We start from the raw sequence: 16,192 nt of genomic DNA, 5'->3' as shown, positions 1-16,192 counted from the left end.
TTAAAAGTTAATTTATGTTTATGAATCATTAAGGAATCTTAATATATTTCAAAATAAAAAGTTAATGTTTCATCTTTATACTAAGTTCATAAAGCAACTACTAAAAATCGAGTAGATATAAATTCGATTTTAAAATTAGGGAGTGAGTTATTTATGAATATTATAAAATTCTTAGTAGAATATGTTAGGTCACCGAGAACTGTAGGAGCAGTAGCACCAAGCTCCAAAAAACTTGCAAAAAAAATGATTCAGGATATAGATTTTATAAATGCAAAGTGTATAGTTGAATATGGGCCTGGTACAGGGGTTTTTACCGATAAACTTATTGAAAGAAAAAATAAAGATACTTTATTAATACTATTAGAATATAATAAAGATTTTTGTAAAAAGTTAAAAGAAAGATATAATGAAGATGATAATATTATAGTAATAAATGATTCAGCAGAGCTTGTAGATATGTATTTAAAAAAATATAATATTCAGAATGTAGACTATATTGTTTCAGGATTACCTTTTGCTAGTTTACCTAAAGACATGTCAAGAAAAATTTTAAGAAAGACTAGAAGTATATTAAAAAAAGACGGATTGTTTATAACGTTTCAATATACTCTCTTAAAGAAAGATTTTATTGCTGGTTATTTTAAAAAAATAGATTTAGAAAGAGTTTTATTTAATGTACCACCAGCGTATGTTTTGAAATGTAAAAATCCTTAAAAAGAAGGAGCCGATTTATGCAAAATAAAATTTTAATTGTTGATGATGATGAAGAAATAAGAAAAGTAGTAGGGATATATTTAGAAAATGAAGGTTATGAAATTCTTAAAGCTGAAAATGGAGAAGAAGCACTAAGAATTATAAATAATAATGATATTGCGCTTGTGCTCTTAGATATTATGATGCCAGGCATGAACGGTACAGAAGTATGTATGAAAATCAGAGAAGATAGAGTTATGCCTATAATTTTTCTGTCTGCAAAGTCAGAGGACTTAGATAAGATTCAAGGACTAGCTTCTGGAGCTGATGACTATATCACTAAACCTTTTAATGCGATGGAGCTAATTGCAAGGGTTAAATCCCAGATAAGAAGATACACCCGCTATTCAGCTGAATCCCAAATATCTAAAAGTATAATTGAAATTGGTAATTTAACTATAAATACTGATACAAGAGAAGTATTTGTAGGAAATAAAGATGTGAGACTCACTCCCAAAGAATTTGATATACTAGAACTTCTTGCAAGAAATAAAGGAATTGTATTTAGTATAGAAAAGATATATGAACGAGTATGGGGGGAAGATTTCTATAAAGCTGACAGTACTATAATGGTTCACATAACTAGAATAAGAGAAAAGATAGAAGAAGATCCTAAGAAACCTATATATGTTAAAACAATATGGGGGGTTGGATATAAGATATGAAGCTTAGAATAAGCTTGAAATTAAAACTTTTAATTGAAACAGTATTAAGTTTTATACTAACATTGATGTATTTATATGTTTTGACAATATATGTTTTTGCTCCATACATTACTAAAAATCAATATATACTAGAGACATATAGAGTATATTACATTTTAGGCATATATTTAGTAACAGCAATAGGAACTTTTATTTTATTTTTCTTATTATTATCAAATAGACATATAAAATACATAAGGTATATGGCTAAAGAAATAAAAGCTATCGCTAGTGGAAATTTAGGACAGCAACTAGAAGTTAAAGGTAAAGATGAACTTGCAGAGTTATGCGTAAATATAAACTTCATGTCTAAAGAGTTAAAAGATAAATTTGAATATGAAAGAGAATTAGAAAAAAACAAAGCAGAACTTATAACAAATATTTCTCATGATTTAAGAACTCCTCTTACACCAATAATTGCATATTTGGATATCTTAAAGAGTGAGAAGTTTACTACTAAAGAAGAATTAAATGAGTATTTAAATTCATCATTCAATCTTTCTATAAAATTAAAAACATTAATAGATGAGCTTTTTGAATATACGAAACTCTCAAATAGAGAAATTAATTTAGAATTGGTCAAGGTAAATATATGTCCTATTATCAATCAAATAATAGGTGAGTATTCTCCTATGCTTGAAAATAAGGGGTTGAAAGTTATACCACGAAGTTTTGATGAAGAGATATTTGTAAACATAGATATAGAAAAAATAGTTAGAGTTTTTGAGAATATTCTAAGCAATGCTGAAAAATATAGCTTTAAACCGTCAGATATACTGATTAATTTAGAAAAGGATAAAGACAATATTATAGTATCTATATCAAATAAAGGCGAGCATCTAAATCAAGATGAATTAAATAAAATATTTGAAAAGTTTTATAGGGTTGATGTTTCAAGATCAAATAAAATTCAGGGCTCAGGATTAGGGTTAGCAATTTCTAAAAAAATTGTTGAACTTCATGGTGGAGAAATGTGGGCAGAATGTAAAAGAGATATAATAACAGTATTTATTAAGTTACTTACTATTTAACTTGAAATAAAATCGAAGTGATTAATAGAAATGCTTCTTGAAAACTGAGTAGCATGTTATGCAAATAAAATTAGATATGAAGTTATAAAAATACCGTATTATTTAAATTAATTTACGGTATTTTTTACTTAGCATTTCAAAATAATTACTAGTTAAAAACTAGACCAATTAGGCATAGGAGTCTTGGTTATTAAAATAAAAGATATTAATAGAAGAACTTTTTCTTCAACAATAACAGAGCCAGATTTGAAAAATATATCTGTAAATCCAAAAAGTAATACACCACATACTTTTCACATAAAATTGACAGATTTGAAGTATTATAATTTTAGTAAGTGGACATATAGCACTAATTTTAAATATTCATGGTAATACCAAACTTCAGGAATTAATTCTGAAGTTTTTCTATGTTTTAACTAGTGGCTATTTTTTCATATAAAGCTAAAAAATACTTTACACAGAACAGATGTTCGCATATAATAGAGCTAGAAAAGAAAGAGCGTTAACTTCAATCAATAAAAAGGGATGTATATTATGAATAAACAAAATAGGCTAATATTTCATATTGATGTTAATTCAGCTTACTTATCCTGGGAAGCAAGCTATAGAAAGCAACAAGGTGAAAAAGTAGATTTGCGTGATATTCCTTCTGTAGTAGGCGGCAGTGAAGAGAGTAGACATGGAATAGTTCTTGCAAAGTCTATTCCAGCAAAAAAATATAAAATAAACACAGGGGAAACCTTATTTACAGCTAGACAAAAATGCCCAGATCTAGTGGTTGTACCGCCTAGATACTGGCTTTATATGCAATGCAGTAATGCATTAAATGCAATATTGGAAGAATATACACCTAAGATACAAAGATTTTCAGTGGATGAAAGCTTTCTTGATTTTTCAAATATGGAACATATATATCCAGATTATATGAAGCTAGCGGATAAGATTAAAGATAGAATTAAAAAAGAGTTGGGCTTTACAGTAAATATAGGGATATCTACAAATAAACTTTTGGCAAAGGTAGCTTCAGATTTTAAAAAACCGGATAATATACATACATTATTTTCCTGGGAAATAAAGGAAAAGATGTGGAAGCTACCGGTAGAGGATTTGTTTATGGTAGGAAGAGCTACCTTACCTAAATTAAATAAGCTTAATATATTTACAATTGGGGATTTAGCTAATTATGATCTAGATATTTTAAGGTACTATTTAAAAAGTCATGGCACTTTAATATGGAATTATGCAAATGGAATCGATAGTTCTGAGGTAAGAAGTGATAAGCATATTGACATGAAAGGAATAGGCAATTCTACAACAATTCCTTTTGATGTGGAGGATAGAAAAACAGCACATCTTATACTACTTTCTCTTTCAGAAATGGTAGGAACAAGACTTAGAAATTCTGAAAATTGTTGTAGAGTTATTTCAATGAGTATCAGAAGTAAAGACTTTTTTAATTATTCTCATCAAAGAAAACTATATTGTCCAACAGATTCTACTCAGATAATTTCAGAAGTAGCTTGTAATTTGTTTGATGAGAAATGGAAAGGAGAACCAATAAGACATATGGGGGTACAGGTTACCGATTTTTGTACAAATGAATTTTATCAATATGGATTATTTGACCATAAGGATATAGACAAAATAAGAGCTTTAGATAAAACTATTGATAAAATACGTCTTAAGTATGGTTCAAAGTCCATATTAAGATCTTCATTTTTACATTCAGGTATAAGAAATATGAGTGGGGGAGTGGGAGAAGAGGACTATAAGATTATGTCAAGTTTATTATGAGGAGTTGAGACTTATGAAAGTAATTTTCAAGACAATTGAGATGATAGCTTGGTTTACAGAGGATGGTACCCCAAGGCCCATAAGATTTAAAGTGAAGAATGAGGATGAATCAACAACTGTTATAAAGGTTGATAGAGTACTGTATAAGGAAAAAGAAAAAATAGCAGGAAATCCAATGATACTTTTTAGATGTCAAAGCGTGATTAATGAAGCTAGTAGAGTTTATGAACTTAAATATGAAATGAATACATGTAAGTGGTTGATATATAAGATGTAGAAAAAAGACTATTAGGATAGTTGTTTATCCCTAATAGTCTTTTGAGTTATGTTTTATAGATACTTAGAAGGATTATCTAATATTTCTTGTAGAAGATTAAAATACTTACCAATATGTATTCCATCAGCTAATGCATGATGAAGTTGTACAGATATTGGCATCTTTATTTTACCACCTTCTTCAAAGTACTTGCCCCAGGCTATTCTAGGTATGCTATCTACTGGATTCATATGAAGAGGGTGAATTATATTAGTAAAGGAAATCCATGGAATGCAGGTAGTATATAATAGATCATCTCGACCAGGTTCATTTTTGATAATAACATTATTTTTCACATCATTTATATCATTTAATGTATTAGTTTTAAAATCCTTAAAATCATCAATAAAGTTGGATGTGCAAAAACTAAATAAATCTTCATCTGCTAGTACTGTAAAAGAAGGGTGTATAGCTTCATGTTCAATAACCCTATCATCTCTAATTCTAAGTCTGAATTCCTTTATGTTATTTGCAGCTTTTGATACAGCATATAAGGTTGATATAAAAAAAGGAAGTTCATTTTCTTTAATATATTTATAAAACTGTGTAATATCAACATTTCCACCAATATTAAAATGTGGGTATTCAAATTCTTTAAAGAACTTATAGTGGTCTTTTCTTTTCCAGTTATCCATATCTATAAATTTCATTAGAATATCACTCTCCTTCAAATGTCCCTTTGCTAAATATTGGACACTATGTTTATAATGCTGTGTATAATTAGACTAGGGAATATACTTCCATTAGCCTTCTTTTCATTAATATAGAATTGTAAAAAACCTACTGTTGTAGCAGCGAGAAAAAGAATAATACCAAAAGCATAAGCTTTATAAGCAATTATGAATGCTAAACCATGTGGAAGTCCAAAAAGGATTGACTGAATCAAATTACCTGATAAATAACCAAATTTATTTGCAAGCCTTTTCCCTATAAAACCTCTAAAGAATACTTCCTCAGATAGTGCATTTTGAAAAATTGCTTTTATTAAAACAATGGCTATTATCTCAGCAGTAAAGCCCTTACCACTAGCATTTAAAGAATATACCATTCCTTTTGGAATAACATTAAATGTCTCAAAAATAAAAATAGGACCACCCATAATTATAACTGATATAATGAGTATTAAAAGAGCTTTCAATATCCACTTACTGTTATTAGGTTTGTATAATCCAACCCATTTACAAAAACCGAGTTTCTCTTTAGTAAAAAGCATATACCCTATCCACGGTATTCCAATTAGTATAATACATTGAAATATAGTTGATAGAATCTGGTCTCGCATAATTCAATCCCCCAATAAGCAAAAATATTACTATTCTATTATACAGTAAAAAACAAAGTGATTTCATGTTATATACATAAAGTGGATAAATTTCCTAAGATAATTTTATTTTATAAAATAAAAGAGGAGCGAATTTCATAAAATAAGTTTGGAGTTGACAAAAAGAATTTAACCCAATACTATATAAGTGTATTAGAAATGTGTAATATACTTATATATGGCGTGGAGATATACGATGATAACAGAATAGAAGAAGTATTATAAACATAAAGTAGAGAGGTAGTTACATGGAATCTTACTTAGGTAAAAGTGTTAAAGTGAAAATAGATAGGCCATTAGGTTCTAAGCACCCTGAGCATAACTTTATATATTCATTAAACTATGGATTTATTCCCAATACTATATCAGGAGATGGAGAAGAGATCGATGTATATATTATTGGTGAATTTGAGCCTTTAGAAACATATGAAGGATATGTTGTAGCAATAATAAAAAGAGCAAATGATATTGAGGATAAATTAGTAGTTTGTAAAGAATTAAACAAATATAACAAAGAGCAAATAAAAGCATTAGTAGAATTTCAAGAAAGATTTTTTGAGTCTACAATAATAATTTATTAGACATTAAAAAGTGAATAGTAAGGAAGGAGGATTTAGTGAGAGCTGGGCACTTGCAATATACTCTCACTAAAGACAAAAAATGAAAGAATATGCAAAGGAAATAGCAGAACTATTAAAGGTTTTGGCAAATGAAAATAGATTAATGATTGTATGTCACTTGATTGAAGGACCATTAAATGTAAGTGAACTTCATGGACGTTTAGATAACCTTACTCAATCAGCATTATCTCAGCATCTTTCAATGTTAAAAGCACATAAAATATTAGAGTCAAATAAAAGTGGACTTACAATAACCTATTCTATTAGAGATGAGAGGGTTGTAAAGTTAATTGAAGTATTAAAAGCAAATTATTGCGAAATTTAAAATTAAGGAGCTAAATCTAAAAAGTTAACCATTTTAGATTTAGCTTTTTTGACTATATTTTATTTAGTTGGATTTAAAAAGTATTGACAAAAGTAATAGAACTTCATATTATATTAGTATATTAGAAATATCTAAATTACTTATATTATAAAATGAAATTTAGGAGGATTATTATGTTTGGATTTTTGATGAATAAGAAATTTAATTCAATAAAGGTTAATGAAATTGATGGGTTAGGGAAAATAAATCTTATTGATATTAGAGAACCATATGAATATAAGAATGGTCATGTTCCTAATGCTAAAAATATTCCAATGAACAAAGTTATAGAGAATACAGAGAAGTATTTGGATAAAGAAAAGGAATATCATATAATTTGCCAGTCAGGTGGAAGAAGCACAAGAGCCTGTGGAATATTGGCATCAAAAGGTTATAAAGTTATAAATGTAAGTGGTGGCACAGGTGGATATAGAGGCACATTAAAAAGATAGTAATTATTAATATTTTAGGGGGAACTCAAATGACAAAAGCATCAGAATACCATAAACAAGGATATACTTGTGGGGAAGCAATAATTAAGAGATTTAATGAAGAAAATAATACAGATATTCCAATAGCATTAGGAAGTGGTATGGGAACAGGCTTCACAGTAGGAAGTATATGCGGTGCAGCCGGAGCTGCAACTGCTATAATTGGATATTTAAAAGGAAGAGAAAGTAACGAAGAGACTAATAATGCTAGACAATATACAAGAGAATTAATGTCAAGTATAAGAGAAAAATATGGATCAGAATTATGTAAGGATTTGAAAAAAGATAAAATAGGATGTGCTGAAATAATAGAGCATACTTATGAGACTCTAAATGAAATAGTAAAAAAATAAAACTTTAATAGTAGGAGGAAGAAATATGTTTTCAGGTTTTAATAAAAGTGATTATAATACAATAAGTGTTCATGACTTGGATGGTAAGTTAGGTAAGATAGAATTAATAGATGTAAGAGAAGACTATGAGTATAGCGGAGGTCACGTACCAACAGCTAAAAATATACCTATGGGAAGAATTATTTTAGAACCAGATAAATATCTTGATAAAGCAAAAGAGTATCATATAATTTGTCAATCAGGTGCAAGAAGTGCAAGAACTTGTACAGAATTATCAATGAAAGGGTTTAAAGTTGTTAATATTTCAGGCGGAACAGGATCTTATATTCGTCCATTAGAAAGATAAGTATAACTAAAATTTATATAAGCTAGTATATTAATGCGGTTTTAAATAAATCTAGATGCATTAGTATGCTAGCTTTTTTAAATGAAACTTATTGCCAAAATGGTTAAAAGTATATATACTTATAGATAGCAATAAGGATAAAAGGAGGAATAAATAATGAATCCAGTCGCATTTTATGTTTTTGGAATGGATATTAGGTGGTATGGTGTATTTATAAGTCTAGGGATTGTATTGGGCGTTATATTGGCTAAGTTTAATTGTAAATATAGGGAAGTAGATTTTGATTCTATTATAGATGTTTTAATGGTCTCATTGATAATAGGAATTATAGGGGCAAGACTTTATTATGTAGCTTTTGAATTTGAATACTACAAGTATGATTTAATACAAATATTTAATCTAAGGCAAGGCGGACTTGCAATTCATGGAGGCATTCTATTTGGCGGTATTTCAGCATTTGCTATTGCAAAGTATAAAAAAGTTAATTTTTTTAGGATAGTAGATGTGGTAGCTCCATCAATTATTATTGCTCAAGCACTTGGAAGATGGGGAAATTTTTTCAATGGAGAAGCCCATGGAGGGGTAGTATCTTATGAATATATAAAACATTTTCCTGAGTTTATTCAAAAAGGGATGTATATCAATGGAGAATATTATCAGCCTACTTTTTTATATGAATCAGTATGGAATCTAGTAGTATTTATAATATTGATGATACTTCTAAGAAAAAATAGAAAACAAGGTGTAGTATTCTTTAGTTATTTAGGATTGTATTCTATAGGTAGATTTTTTATTGAAGGATTGAGAACTGATAGTTTAATGTTAGGATCATTTAGAATAGCACAATTAGTAAGTTTAGGCGGAGTGATTATTTGGATATTGTTTTTGGCATTATCGAAGTATAAAGAAAGCAAAGAGTAAGACTTTGAAAGGAGAATTTTAGAAATGAAAAGTACTTTTGAATATAAAAAAATGTCTTCTAATGAGATAATGAAATTTTTGGAGACATCTGAAAATGGAATTTCTACAGAGGAAGCAAATAATCGTGTAAAAAAATTTGGATATAATCAAGTTGAAGAAATCAAAAAAAATCTATTTATTGAATTTTTTAAAAGATACTGGGGTCCAATGCCTTGGTTGTTGGAATTAGCAATAGTTCTTACAATCATATTGAAACATTATACTGAAAGTATAATAATTTCTATATTACTTACTGTAAATGCAATTATAGGATTCTTACAATCAAGTAATTCAAAAAAAGCAGTAGAACTTCTTAAAAAGAAGTTAGAAATAAAAGCAAAAGTATTACGTGATGGAAATTGGGTATTAAAAGATGCAAGGGAAGTTGTTCCAGGGGATATAATTATAGTTAAATTAGGAGATTTAATTCCTGCAGATGTTAGTATAATTAGCGGGGAGATATCTGTTGATGAATCAGCATTAACTGGTGAATCTTTGCCTAAAAATTTAAAAAGCACAGATGTAATTTATTCAAGTTCAGTGGTTAAAGCAGGAGAAGCTAGATGTATAGTTATAAACACTGGTATTAACACATACTTTGGTAAAACAGTGGAACTAGTTAAAATAGCTAAACCTAAGTCAAAACAAGAAGAATTAATGTTAAGCATTGTAAAGTATATGATGTATTTAGGGATAATAGCATCAGTTATAGTTTCTGCATATGCAATATATCTTCACAAAGATATTTTATTAATATTATCTTTTATTGTAGTTTTTCTAATAGGGGCAATACCAGTAGCATTACCTGCAGTCTTAACCATAGTACAAGCAGTAGGGGCTACAGAGTTATCTAGAAAAGGTGTTTTAGTAACAAAACTTGATTCAATAGAGGATGCAGCCTCCATAGATATATTTTGTTTTGATAAAACAGGTACAATAACTCAAAATAGGCTAACAGTTGTAGATAGCGTTCCTTTTAAAGAATATACAAAAGAAGATGTAACTGAAATAGCTGCAGCAGCATCTAAAGAAGAAGGCATGGATGCAATAGATATATCTATTATAAATTATGCAAGAACTAATAATTTTAACTTTGATAAATATGAGCAACTTGAATATACTCCATTCAATCCGTCAATAAAGAGAACAGAGGCAATGGTTAAAGTTAATGGAAACAACCATAGAATTATTAAGGGAGCAGCACAAACTATTATAGGTATTTGTAATAAAATAGATAAAATAACCATGGAGAAAATTGAAGCATCCATAAATGAATTTTCTCAAAGAGGATTAAGAACAATAGCAGTTGCAATATCAGACCCAGATGATATAAATATGATTAAAATTGTAGGCTTGCTCGGAATAGCAGATCCTCCAAGAGAAGATTCAAAAATAATGATAGAAGAGATAAAGAGATTAGGAATAAAAAGTTTAATGCTAACAGGAGATAGTGTGGCTATCGCTAGAGAAATAGCAGAACAAGTTGGAATAGGTAATAGAATTAAAAAAGCGGGTGATTTAAACAACTTAAATCATAATGAACAGTTAGAACTAATTAGAAATAGTGATGGCTTTGCAGAGGTATATCCAGAAGATAAATATAAAATAGTAAAATTACTTCAAGAGAATGGACATGTTGTTGGAATGACAGGAGATGGGGTTAATGATTCACCTGCATTAAAACAGGCAGAACTAGGAACAGCTGTAAGTTCAGCTACTGATGTGGCAAAAGCTTCTGCAAGTATAGTTTTAACTAAACCAGGATTAAGTGAAATAATTGATGCTGTTAAAGTTAGTAGAAAAACATATCAAAGAATGTTAACTTGGGTTATAAATAAGATTACTAAAGTTGTAGAAGTAGTTGTGCTATTTACTGTAGGATTTTTTTGGTTACATGATATAGCCATTTCATTATTAGGTATGTCCTTATTGGTTTTTGCCAATGACTTTGTTACAATGTCCATTGCAACTGACAATGTAAAGGCTACAGATGAACCTAATGAATGGGATATTAAAAATATTACTATTTCTTCATTGATTCTTGGTGTCTTTTTTGCACTTGAAGACTTATTTATAATTTTTATTGGTATAAATTACTTTCACTTGGAATTTGAAAAGCTTCGTACTTTAGTAATGTTAAGTCTTGTATTTAATACACAATTTAGAATGTTAATTGTAAGAGAAAGAAAACATTTTTGGTCATCAATCCCTAATAAAAATTTATTAATAGTAAATATAACGACAATAATTGGATTTATATTAATTGGTACAATTGGTGCATTTATTCCTAATATTTTAATAAATCAAATCTTTATTTTATTAGGGATTACTATGTGTTTTATGATTGTTATTGACTTCCTAAAGTATAATATATTTAAAAAATTTAAAATATAAATTGATATTAATAATAGCAAGGGAATAGAATTCTCCATAATTCCTTCACAATTAAATAATATAATAAAATCAAAGATAAAACTTAATAAAAACATATGAATAAAGGAGGAATTTTATATGTTCTGTAATGGATTAGGCTATGGAAGATTTGGCGGTTATGGATATGGAGGTGCAGGATTTCTTATGATGATACCAATGGTTATAATTCTTTTATTAGTAATATATTTTGTTTATAAAGCTATAAATAAAAAAGATATAAGTTTAGCGGCTAATAGAACTTCATCAAATGCAATTGATATATTAAATGAGAGATTTGCAAAAGGCGAAATAAGCGAAGAAGAATATAGAGCTAGAAAAGAACAATTGCTAAAATAAGCTAATATTTAAAAATAGTCTGTAGAGATGATTCTACGGACTATTTTATTTGCCAAAAGTTATAAAAGATATTAATATATTATTAATATTATAAAGGAGCATATGAAAATGAATGCTTATAAAATACTAGAATATCTAAATGATAGATGTAAATATATTTTTGATATTATACAAAAATGTGGTCCAATAACAAAAAATGAATTAATAGATAAAACAAAAATTAAATTAACAACGTTAAATAGAGATATTCAGGTTCTAACTGATAATGAATTAGTAATTGAGTCAGCTATTGCTGAATCAACTGGAGGAAGGAAACCTGTTTTATATGATGTCAATCCACAGAAGTTTTATACTATAGGTATTGATATATCTAGAACATATATTGAGATAACTATAACAAACTTAAAAATAGAAATAGTAGCAGATAAGATAATAAATAATCCATATGATATCGAGAATATAACTAAATTTTTACCTGAGAATATAAAAGACTTACTAATAGAGTTAAGTATCGACATGAAAATGGTGATAGGAATTGGAATAGGAACAGTTGGGGATTTTAACACTGAATATTTACATGATAAACTAATAAAAGAATTTGAAGTACCAGTATATATAGATAATGGCGCCAATACAGCAGTTGTAGGAGAATATTTTTTTGGTAGTGGTAAAGGCAAGAAAAATATAGCTTATATTAATTGTGGTGTGGGAATAAGAACTGGAGCAATCTCATCTGGTATTTTAATTAGAACAATAAATAATGCAGAAGATGCATTTGGGCATATGATTGTTGATACAAGAGGAGAACTATGTTCATGTGGAAATAACGGATGCATTGAAAGCTATGCTTCAATATTAAAAATAAAGCAAAAATTTATAGCAGAAGTGAAAAGCCAAGAAAAAGCATTAATCAATAAAGATCTAGAAGAAATAAGCTATAAAGATATATTAATTCTAGCAGAAAGTAAAAATGATATTGCTGTTAATATATTGTTAGACTCTGCTATGCATTTCGGAATAGGTCTTGCAAATTATATAAAGTTATTTAATCCACAATTGATTATATTAAGTGGACCTTTAATTCAAAATTCTCAATTATTTTATGATACATCTATAAAAGTAGCATTAGAAAAATGCCATATTAAGAATAATGAAGTTATCTTTAATAGGGGTGGATATTTTAAAAATAAATCAATTGCAGTTGGAGCTTCAGTTCTGGTTATACAACAACTATTAAGATTGAAGAAGATAACTTAGAATAGTGTTTTATAAAATAGCAGAGATATAAAGGAGGTTAAGTATGGCTAGACCGACTAAATTTAGAAATGTAGAATTTTTTCCTAAAGATACGTATTTTATTCCAATTGGAAAACCTAAATGTCAGATAGAAGAAGTGGTACTAAAGGTTGAAGAATTAGAAGCTATGAGACTTAAGGATATTGAAGAATTAAAACAAGAGGAATGTGCTGAAAAAATGCAAGTATCTAGACAAACCTTCCAAAATATAATAGATAGCGCAAGAAAAAAGGTAGCTATAGCACTAACTGAAGGCAAAGCTATAAATATAAGTGGAGGAAATTACACAACAAACTTTTGTAAATTTAAATGCTTAGATTGTGGTGCAGAGTATGATATAAACTATGAACAGGATAAAAGAACCTGTCCTAATTGTGGTTCTAAAAAAGTATTGTGTAATAAAAAAGCTAAATTTTGTAAAAACTGGTGCAAAGGAATAGATAAGGAGTAATAGTCTTATTTAAGAATCAGTACTCTATAGTGGAAATTTAGTAAATCAACATTTTAGAATGAGCAAAAGCTTTGTGATAGTAAGTATAGAAAAAAGTAAGATAACTTTAAGTCATCTTACTTTTTTGTTTTATATAAATAAGTTAACGTTAGAATCTTCAGCTTCACCTAAATAATAACCAACTCCACCTATTTTAACTCCATCAATTAACTCTTCTTTGTGAAGTCCCATAACATCCATGGACATTTGGCAGGCAACAATTTCGATTCCACTATCAATAGCTGATTGTATTAAATCCTCAAGAGATGAAACATTTTTATCCTTCATAACTTTACGAATCATTTTTCCGCCCATACCCATCATGTTCATATTAGATAGTTTAAGTCTCTTACTTCCTCTTGGCATCATTAATCCAAACATCTTATCCATAAAGCCTTTTTGCACACTAACTGCTTCATGTTTTCTAAGAATATTAAGTCCCCAGAAGGTAAAGAACATGGTAACCTTTTTACCCATTGAAGCTGCGCCATTAGCTATTATAAAAGATGCAATTGCCTTATCTAAATCACCACTAAATACAACCATTGTCTTATTGTCTTTTATAGGCATTGTAGGCATGTTTTCATTAACTATTCTATTTTTAACATTTTTTTTTATATAGGCAATTATATTACCACCCTTTTTTGATATATCTATTAATTCGTTGTTTGTTCTTTTACACCAAGCCTTAATATCTTCATAAAATCCAGGGTCAGAGGCAGAAACCTTAAGGATTTGCCCATCCTTTAAATCATCAATAGAAGCTTTAACCTGCATTAGTGGACCAGGACAACAAAGTCCGCAAGCATCCAACTCTTTATCATACTTACCTTTAGAGTTTTCATCTGTTTTTACTACCTGAGTGTCAGGATCAATAGTTAGGGCAGAGTGAGTATCATTGCTATCATCATCGTCATTTGACTCAGTTTGTTTTGGAGAAAAGTCTAACATTGATGTAGTTTTATATCCTCCAGTAACATTTAAAACCTTAAAGCCATTTTGACTTAAAATTCTATCAGCAATATATCCTCTTAAACCTACTTGGCAGTATTCAACAATAGTTTTATTCTTATCTAACTCATTAAGTCTTTCTCTTAAGTCATCTACAGGTATATTTACTGCACCTTCTAAGTGTCCATTATTAAATTCTACCTCAGAACGAACGTCCACAAGCATATAGTCATCATTTTTAAATTCTTCAATATCCTTCCAAGCAATTACATTACTTCTTCCAGCTAAAGCATTTTGAGCTACAAAACCAGCCATGTTAACTGGATCTTTAGCAGAAGAGAAAGGTGGAGCATAAGAAAGTTCAAGTTCAGCTAAATCTTCTACAGTACCATTAAGTCTTATAGTAGTAGCTATAACATCAATTCTTTTGTCAACACCATCAAAGCCAATTCCTTGAGCACCTAATATTTTCCCTTCATCATTGAATATCAATTTAAGAGACATAGGGATTGCGCCTGGATAATAAGATGCATGAGATACTGGGTGTACATATATAACCTTGTAAGGCATATTTGCTCTTTGAAGAGTTCTTTCATTAGCCCCAGTACCAGCAGCAGTTAATCCAAATATCTTAATTATAGAAGTTCCTTGAGTTCCTTTATAGGTTGAATTTAAACCAGCTATATTATCAGCAGCAATTCTACCTTGCTTATTGGCTGGACCAGCTAAAGGAATAGCAGTTTTTTGTTTAGTTATAAAATCAACAACTTCTACAGCATCTCCAACAGCATAAATACCGTCCATATTTGTTTCCATTTTTTCATTAACAATGATATGGCCCCTTGGTCCAAATTCTAAACCACTGTCTTTTATAAATGTAGTATCTGGAGCTACCCCTATAGCTAATATAACTAAATCAGCAGTAACTTTAGTATCACTATTTAAAGTTACTTCAACTTGATTTTCTACATCATTAAAGGATTTAACACCATCATTTAATATAAGCTTAACACCATTTTCTACTAATTCTTTTTCTGCAAGAACAACCATATCAGAATCAAATGGTGCAAGAATATGAGGAGCAGCTTCGACAAGAGTAACATCTAAACCTCTTTCTTTTAGGTTTTCAGCCATTTCAACACCTACGTAGCCGCCGCCTATAACTACAGCGCTATTAACACCTTTCTTATCAACATATGCTTTTATGGCATCAGTATCAGGAATGTTTCTTAATGTGTAAATATTTTTGCTATTTATTCCTGGTATATTAGGTCTTAAGGCTTTTGCTCCAGGAGAAAGTATTAAGTAATCAAAATTTTCTTCATAAGTTCCTTTATCTTTACTATTAACTTTAACCTTTTTATTTTTTGTATCTATACTTACAACTTCACTGTTATTTCTAACATCTATATTAAATCTTGCCTTCATTGCTTCAGGTGTTTGAACTAAAAGTTTACTTCTTTCCTTTATTGTTTCTCCAATATAGTAAGGCAACCCGCAATTAGCAAATGAGATATATTCATCCCTTTCAAACATAATTATCTCAGCAGTTTCATCTAATCTTCTAAGTCTAGCAGCAGCAGAAGCTCCACCAGCAACACCACCAACTATTAAAACTTTTTTACTCATATTA

General features: G+C 29.0%; 18 protein-coding genes. 15 read left to right on the top strand and 3 right to left on the bottom strand.

Annotated features, from left to right (window positions below; translation table 11 throughout):
- Nucleotides 1–153 precede the first annotated feature (153 nt).
- The 5 genes from JK634_RS08275 to JK634_RS08255 all read left to right on the top strand — a co-directional run bounded on the left by JK634_RS08275 (nucleotide 154) and on the right by JK634_RS08255 (nucleotide 4,559).
- Nucleotides 154–714 (top strand): class I SAM-dependent methyltransferase, encoded by a 561-nt coding sequence (locus tag JK634_RS08275; RefSeq protein ID WP_202767178.1) that lies wholly within the window; start codon nucleotides 154–156, stop codon nucleotides 712–714.
- Nucleotides 715–731: 17 nt separating this feature from the next.
- A complete protein-coding gene (locus JK634_RS08270) occupies nucleotides 732–1,418 on the top strand; it encodes a response regulator transcription factor (RefSeq protein ID WP_202767177.1) in 687 nt (228 codons plus the stop codon).
- Nucleotides 1,415–2,488 (top strand): HAMP domain-containing sensor histidine kinase, encoded by a 1,074-nt coding sequence (locus JK634_RS08265; RefSeq protein ID WP_202767176.1) that lies wholly within the window; start codon nucleotides 1,415–1,417, stop codon nucleotides 2,486–2,488. The genes JK634_RS08270 and JK634_RS08265 overlap by 4 nt, the downstream gene beginning before the upstream one ends.
- A gap of 534 nt (nucleotides 2,489–3,022) precedes the next feature.
- Complete coding sequence (locus JK634_RS08260; protein ID WP_202767175.1) at nucleotides 3,023–4,282, top strand: DNA polymerase Y family protein; 1,260 nt, start codon at nucleotides 3,023–3,025, stop codon at nucleotides 4,280–4,282.
- Nucleotides 4,283–4,295: 13 nt separating this feature from the next.
- Nucleotides 4,296–4,559, top strand: a complete 264-nt coding sequence (locus tag JK634_RS08255) for a hypothetical protein (protein WP_202767174.1) — start codon at nucleotides 4,296–4,298, stop codon at nucleotides 4,557–4,559.
- 53 nt (nucleotides 4,560–4,612) lie between these two features.
- Here the strand turns inward: JK634_RS08255 and JK634_RS08250 are convergent, their stop codons facing one another.
- Nucleotides 4,613–5,248: a chloramphenicol acetyltransferase gene (locus JK634_RS08250; RefSeq protein ID WP_202767173.1), complete on the bottom strand. Its 636-nt coding sequence runs from the start codon at nucleotides 5,246–5,248 to the stop codon at nucleotides 4,613–4,615.
- A 32-nt stretch (nucleotides 5,249–5,280) separates the two neighbouring features.
- The gene (locus tag JK634_RS08245) at nucleotides 5,281–5,880 is read right to left on the bottom strand and encodes a CPBP family intramembrane glutamic endopeptidase (protein WP_202767172.1); all 600 of its coding nucleotides are present in this window, start codon (nucleotides 5,878–5,880) and stop codon (nucleotides 5,281–5,283) included.
- A 287-nt stretch (nucleotides 5,881–6,167) separates the two neighbouring features.
- Here JK634_RS08245 and JK634_RS08240 point away from each other — a divergent pair, with 287 nt between their 5' ends.
- From JK634_RS08240 to JK634_RS08195, 10 genes are all read left to right on the top strand, one after another.
- The gene (locus tag JK634_RS08240) at nucleotides 6,168–6,500 is read left to right on the top strand and encodes an inorganic diphosphatase (RefSeq protein ID WP_202767171.1); all 333 of its coding nucleotides are present in this window, start codon (nucleotides 6,168–6,170) and stop codon (nucleotides 6,498–6,500) included.
- 79 nt (nucleotides 6,501–6,579) lie between these two features.
- The gene (locus JK634_RS08235) at nucleotides 6,580–6,864 is read left to right on the top strand and encodes an ArsR/SmtB family transcription factor (RefSeq protein WP_202767170.1); all 285 of its coding nucleotides are present in this window, start codon (nucleotides 6,580–6,582) and stop codon (nucleotides 6,862–6,864) included.
- A gap of 173 nt (nucleotides 6,865–7,037) precedes the next feature.
- Nucleotides 7,038–7,355 (top strand): rhodanese-like domain-containing protein, encoded by a 318-nt coding sequence (locus tag JK634_RS08230; RefSeq protein WP_202767169.1) that lies wholly within the window; start codon nucleotides 7,038–7,040, stop codon nucleotides 7,353–7,355.
- Between the two features lie 29 nt (nucleotides 7,356–7,384).
- Nucleotides 7,385–7,747: a C-GCAxxG-C-C family (seleno)protein gene (locus JK634_RS08225; RefSeq protein WP_202767168.1), complete on the top strand. Its 363-nt coding sequence runs from the start codon at nucleotides 7,385–7,387 to the stop codon at nucleotides 7,745–7,747.
- Nucleotides 7,748–7,772: 25 nt separating this feature from the next.
- A complete protein-coding gene (locus JK634_RS08220; RefSeq protein WP_202767167.1) occupies nucleotides 7,773–8,093 on the top strand; it encodes a rhodanese-like domain-containing protein in 321 nt (106 codons plus the stop codon).
- A 156-nt stretch (nucleotides 8,094–8,249) separates the two neighbouring features.
- Nucleotides 8,250–9,014, top strand: a complete 765-nt coding sequence (lgt, locus tag JK634_RS08215; RefSeq protein WP_202767166.1) for a prolipoprotein diacylglyceryl transferase — start codon at nucleotides 8,250–8,252, stop codon at nucleotides 9,012–9,014.
- A 24-nt stretch (nucleotides 9,015–9,038) separates the two neighbouring features.
- The gene (locus JK634_RS08210; protein WP_202767165.1) at nucleotides 9,039–11,447 is read left to right on the top strand and encodes a plasma-membrane proton-efflux P-type ATPase; all 2,409 of its coding nucleotides are present in this window, start codon (nucleotides 9,039–9,041) and stop codon (nucleotides 11,445–11,447) included.
- Nucleotides 11,448–11,564: 117 nt separating this feature from the next.
- Nucleotides 11,565–11,822: an SHOCT domain-containing protein gene (locus JK634_RS08205; protein ID WP_202767164.1), complete on the top strand. Its 258-nt coding sequence runs from the start codon at nucleotides 11,565–11,567 to the stop codon at nucleotides 11,820–11,822.
- Between the two features lie 108 nt (nucleotides 11,823–11,930).
- Nucleotides 11,931–13,079: an ROK family protein gene (locus tag JK634_RS08200; RefSeq protein WP_202767163.1), complete on the top strand. Its 1,149-nt coding sequence runs from the start codon at nucleotides 11,931–11,933 to the stop codon at nucleotides 13,077–13,079.
- A 43-nt stretch (nucleotides 13,080–13,122) separates the two neighbouring features.
- Nucleotides 13,123–13,569: a DUF134 domain-containing protein gene (locus JK634_RS08195; RefSeq protein ID WP_202767162.1), complete on the top strand. Its 447-nt coding sequence runs from the start codon at nucleotides 13,123–13,125 to the stop codon at nucleotides 13,567–13,569.
- 129 nt (nucleotides 13,570–13,698) lie between these two features.
- Here the strand turns inward: JK634_RS08195 and JK634_RS08190 are convergent, their stop codons facing one another.
- Nucleotides 13,699–16,188, bottom strand: a complete 2,490-nt coding sequence (locus JK634_RS08190; RefSeq protein ID WP_202767161.1) for a CoA-disulfide reductase — start codon at nucleotides 16,186–16,188, stop codon at nucleotides 13,699–13,701.
- Nucleotides 16,189–16,192 lie beyond the last annotated feature (4 nt).

This window comes from Clostridium paridis, assembly GCF_016765615.1.
GTDB lineage: Bacteria > Bacillota > Clostridia > Clostridiales > Clostridiaceae > Clostridium_T > Clostridium_T paridis.
Note: the sequence above shows the minus strand (reverse complement) of the source record. Positions and strands in the feature narration are given on the sequence as shown.

Coding starts and splice junctions, on each gene's coding strand:
- JK634_RS08275 (WP_202767178.1), top strand. CDS start 154: ATGAATATTATAAAATTCTTAGTAGAATATGTTAGGTCACCGAGAACT.
- JK634_RS08270 (WP_202767177.1), top strand. CDS start 732: ATGCAAAATAAAATTTTAATTGTTGATGATGATGAAGAAATAAGAAAA.
- JK634_RS08265 (WP_202767176.1), top strand. CDS start 1,415: ATGAAGCTTAGAATAAGCTTGAAATTAAAACTTTTAATTGAAACAGTA.
- JK634_RS08260 (WP_202767175.1), top strand. CDS start 3,023: ATGAATAAACAAAATAGGCTAATATTTCATATTGATGTTAATTCAGCT.
- JK634_RS08255 (WP_202767174.1), top strand. CDS start 4,296: ATGAAAGTAATTTTCAAGACAATTGAGATGATAGCTTGGTTTACAGAG.
- JK634_RS08250 (WP_202767173.1), bottom strand. CDS start 5,248: ATGAAATTTATAGATATGGATAACTGGAAAAGAAAAGACCACTATAAG.
- JK634_RS08245 (WP_202767172.1), bottom strand. CDS start 5,880: ATGCGAGACCAGATTCTATCAACTATATTTCAATGTATTATACTAATT.
- JK634_RS08240 (WP_202767171.1), top strand. CDS start 6,168: ATGGAATCTTACTTAGGTAAAAGTGTTAAAGTGAAAATAGATAGGCCA.
- JK634_RS08235 (WP_202767170.1), top strand. CDS start 6,580: ATGAAAGAATATGCAAAGGAAATAGCAGAACTATTAAAGGTTTTGGCA.
- JK634_RS08230 (WP_202767169.1), top strand. CDS start 7,038: ATGTTTGGATTTTTGATGAATAAGAAATTTAATTCAATAAAGGTTAAT.
- JK634_RS08225 (WP_202767168.1), top strand. CDS start 7,385: ATGACAAAAGCATCAGAATACCATAAACAAGGATATACTTGTGGGGAA.
- JK634_RS08220 (WP_202767167.1), top strand. CDS start 7,773: ATGTTTTCAGGTTTTAATAAAAGTGATTATAATACAATAAGTGTTCAT.
- lgt (WP_202767166.1), top strand. CDS start 8,250: ATGAATCCAGTCGCATTTTATGTTTTTGGAATGGATATTAGGTGGTAT.
- JK634_RS08210 (WP_202767165.1), top strand. CDS start 9,039: ATGAAAAGTACTTTTGAATATAAAAAAATGTCTTCTAATGAGATAATG.
- JK634_RS08205 (WP_202767164.1), top strand. CDS start 11,565: ATGTTCTGTAATGGATTAGGCTATGGAAGATTTGGCGGTTATGGATAT.
- JK634_RS08200 (WP_202767163.1), top strand. CDS start 11,931: ATGAATGCTTATAAAATACTAGAATATCTAAATGATAGATGTAAATAT.
- JK634_RS08195 (WP_202767162.1), top strand. CDS start 13,123: ATGGCTAGACCGACTAAATTTAGAAATGTAGAATTTTTTCCTAAAGAT.
- JK634_RS08190 (WP_202767161.1), bottom strand. CDS start 16,188: ATGAGTAAAAAAGTTTTAATAGTTGGTGGTGTTGCTGGTGGAGCTTCT.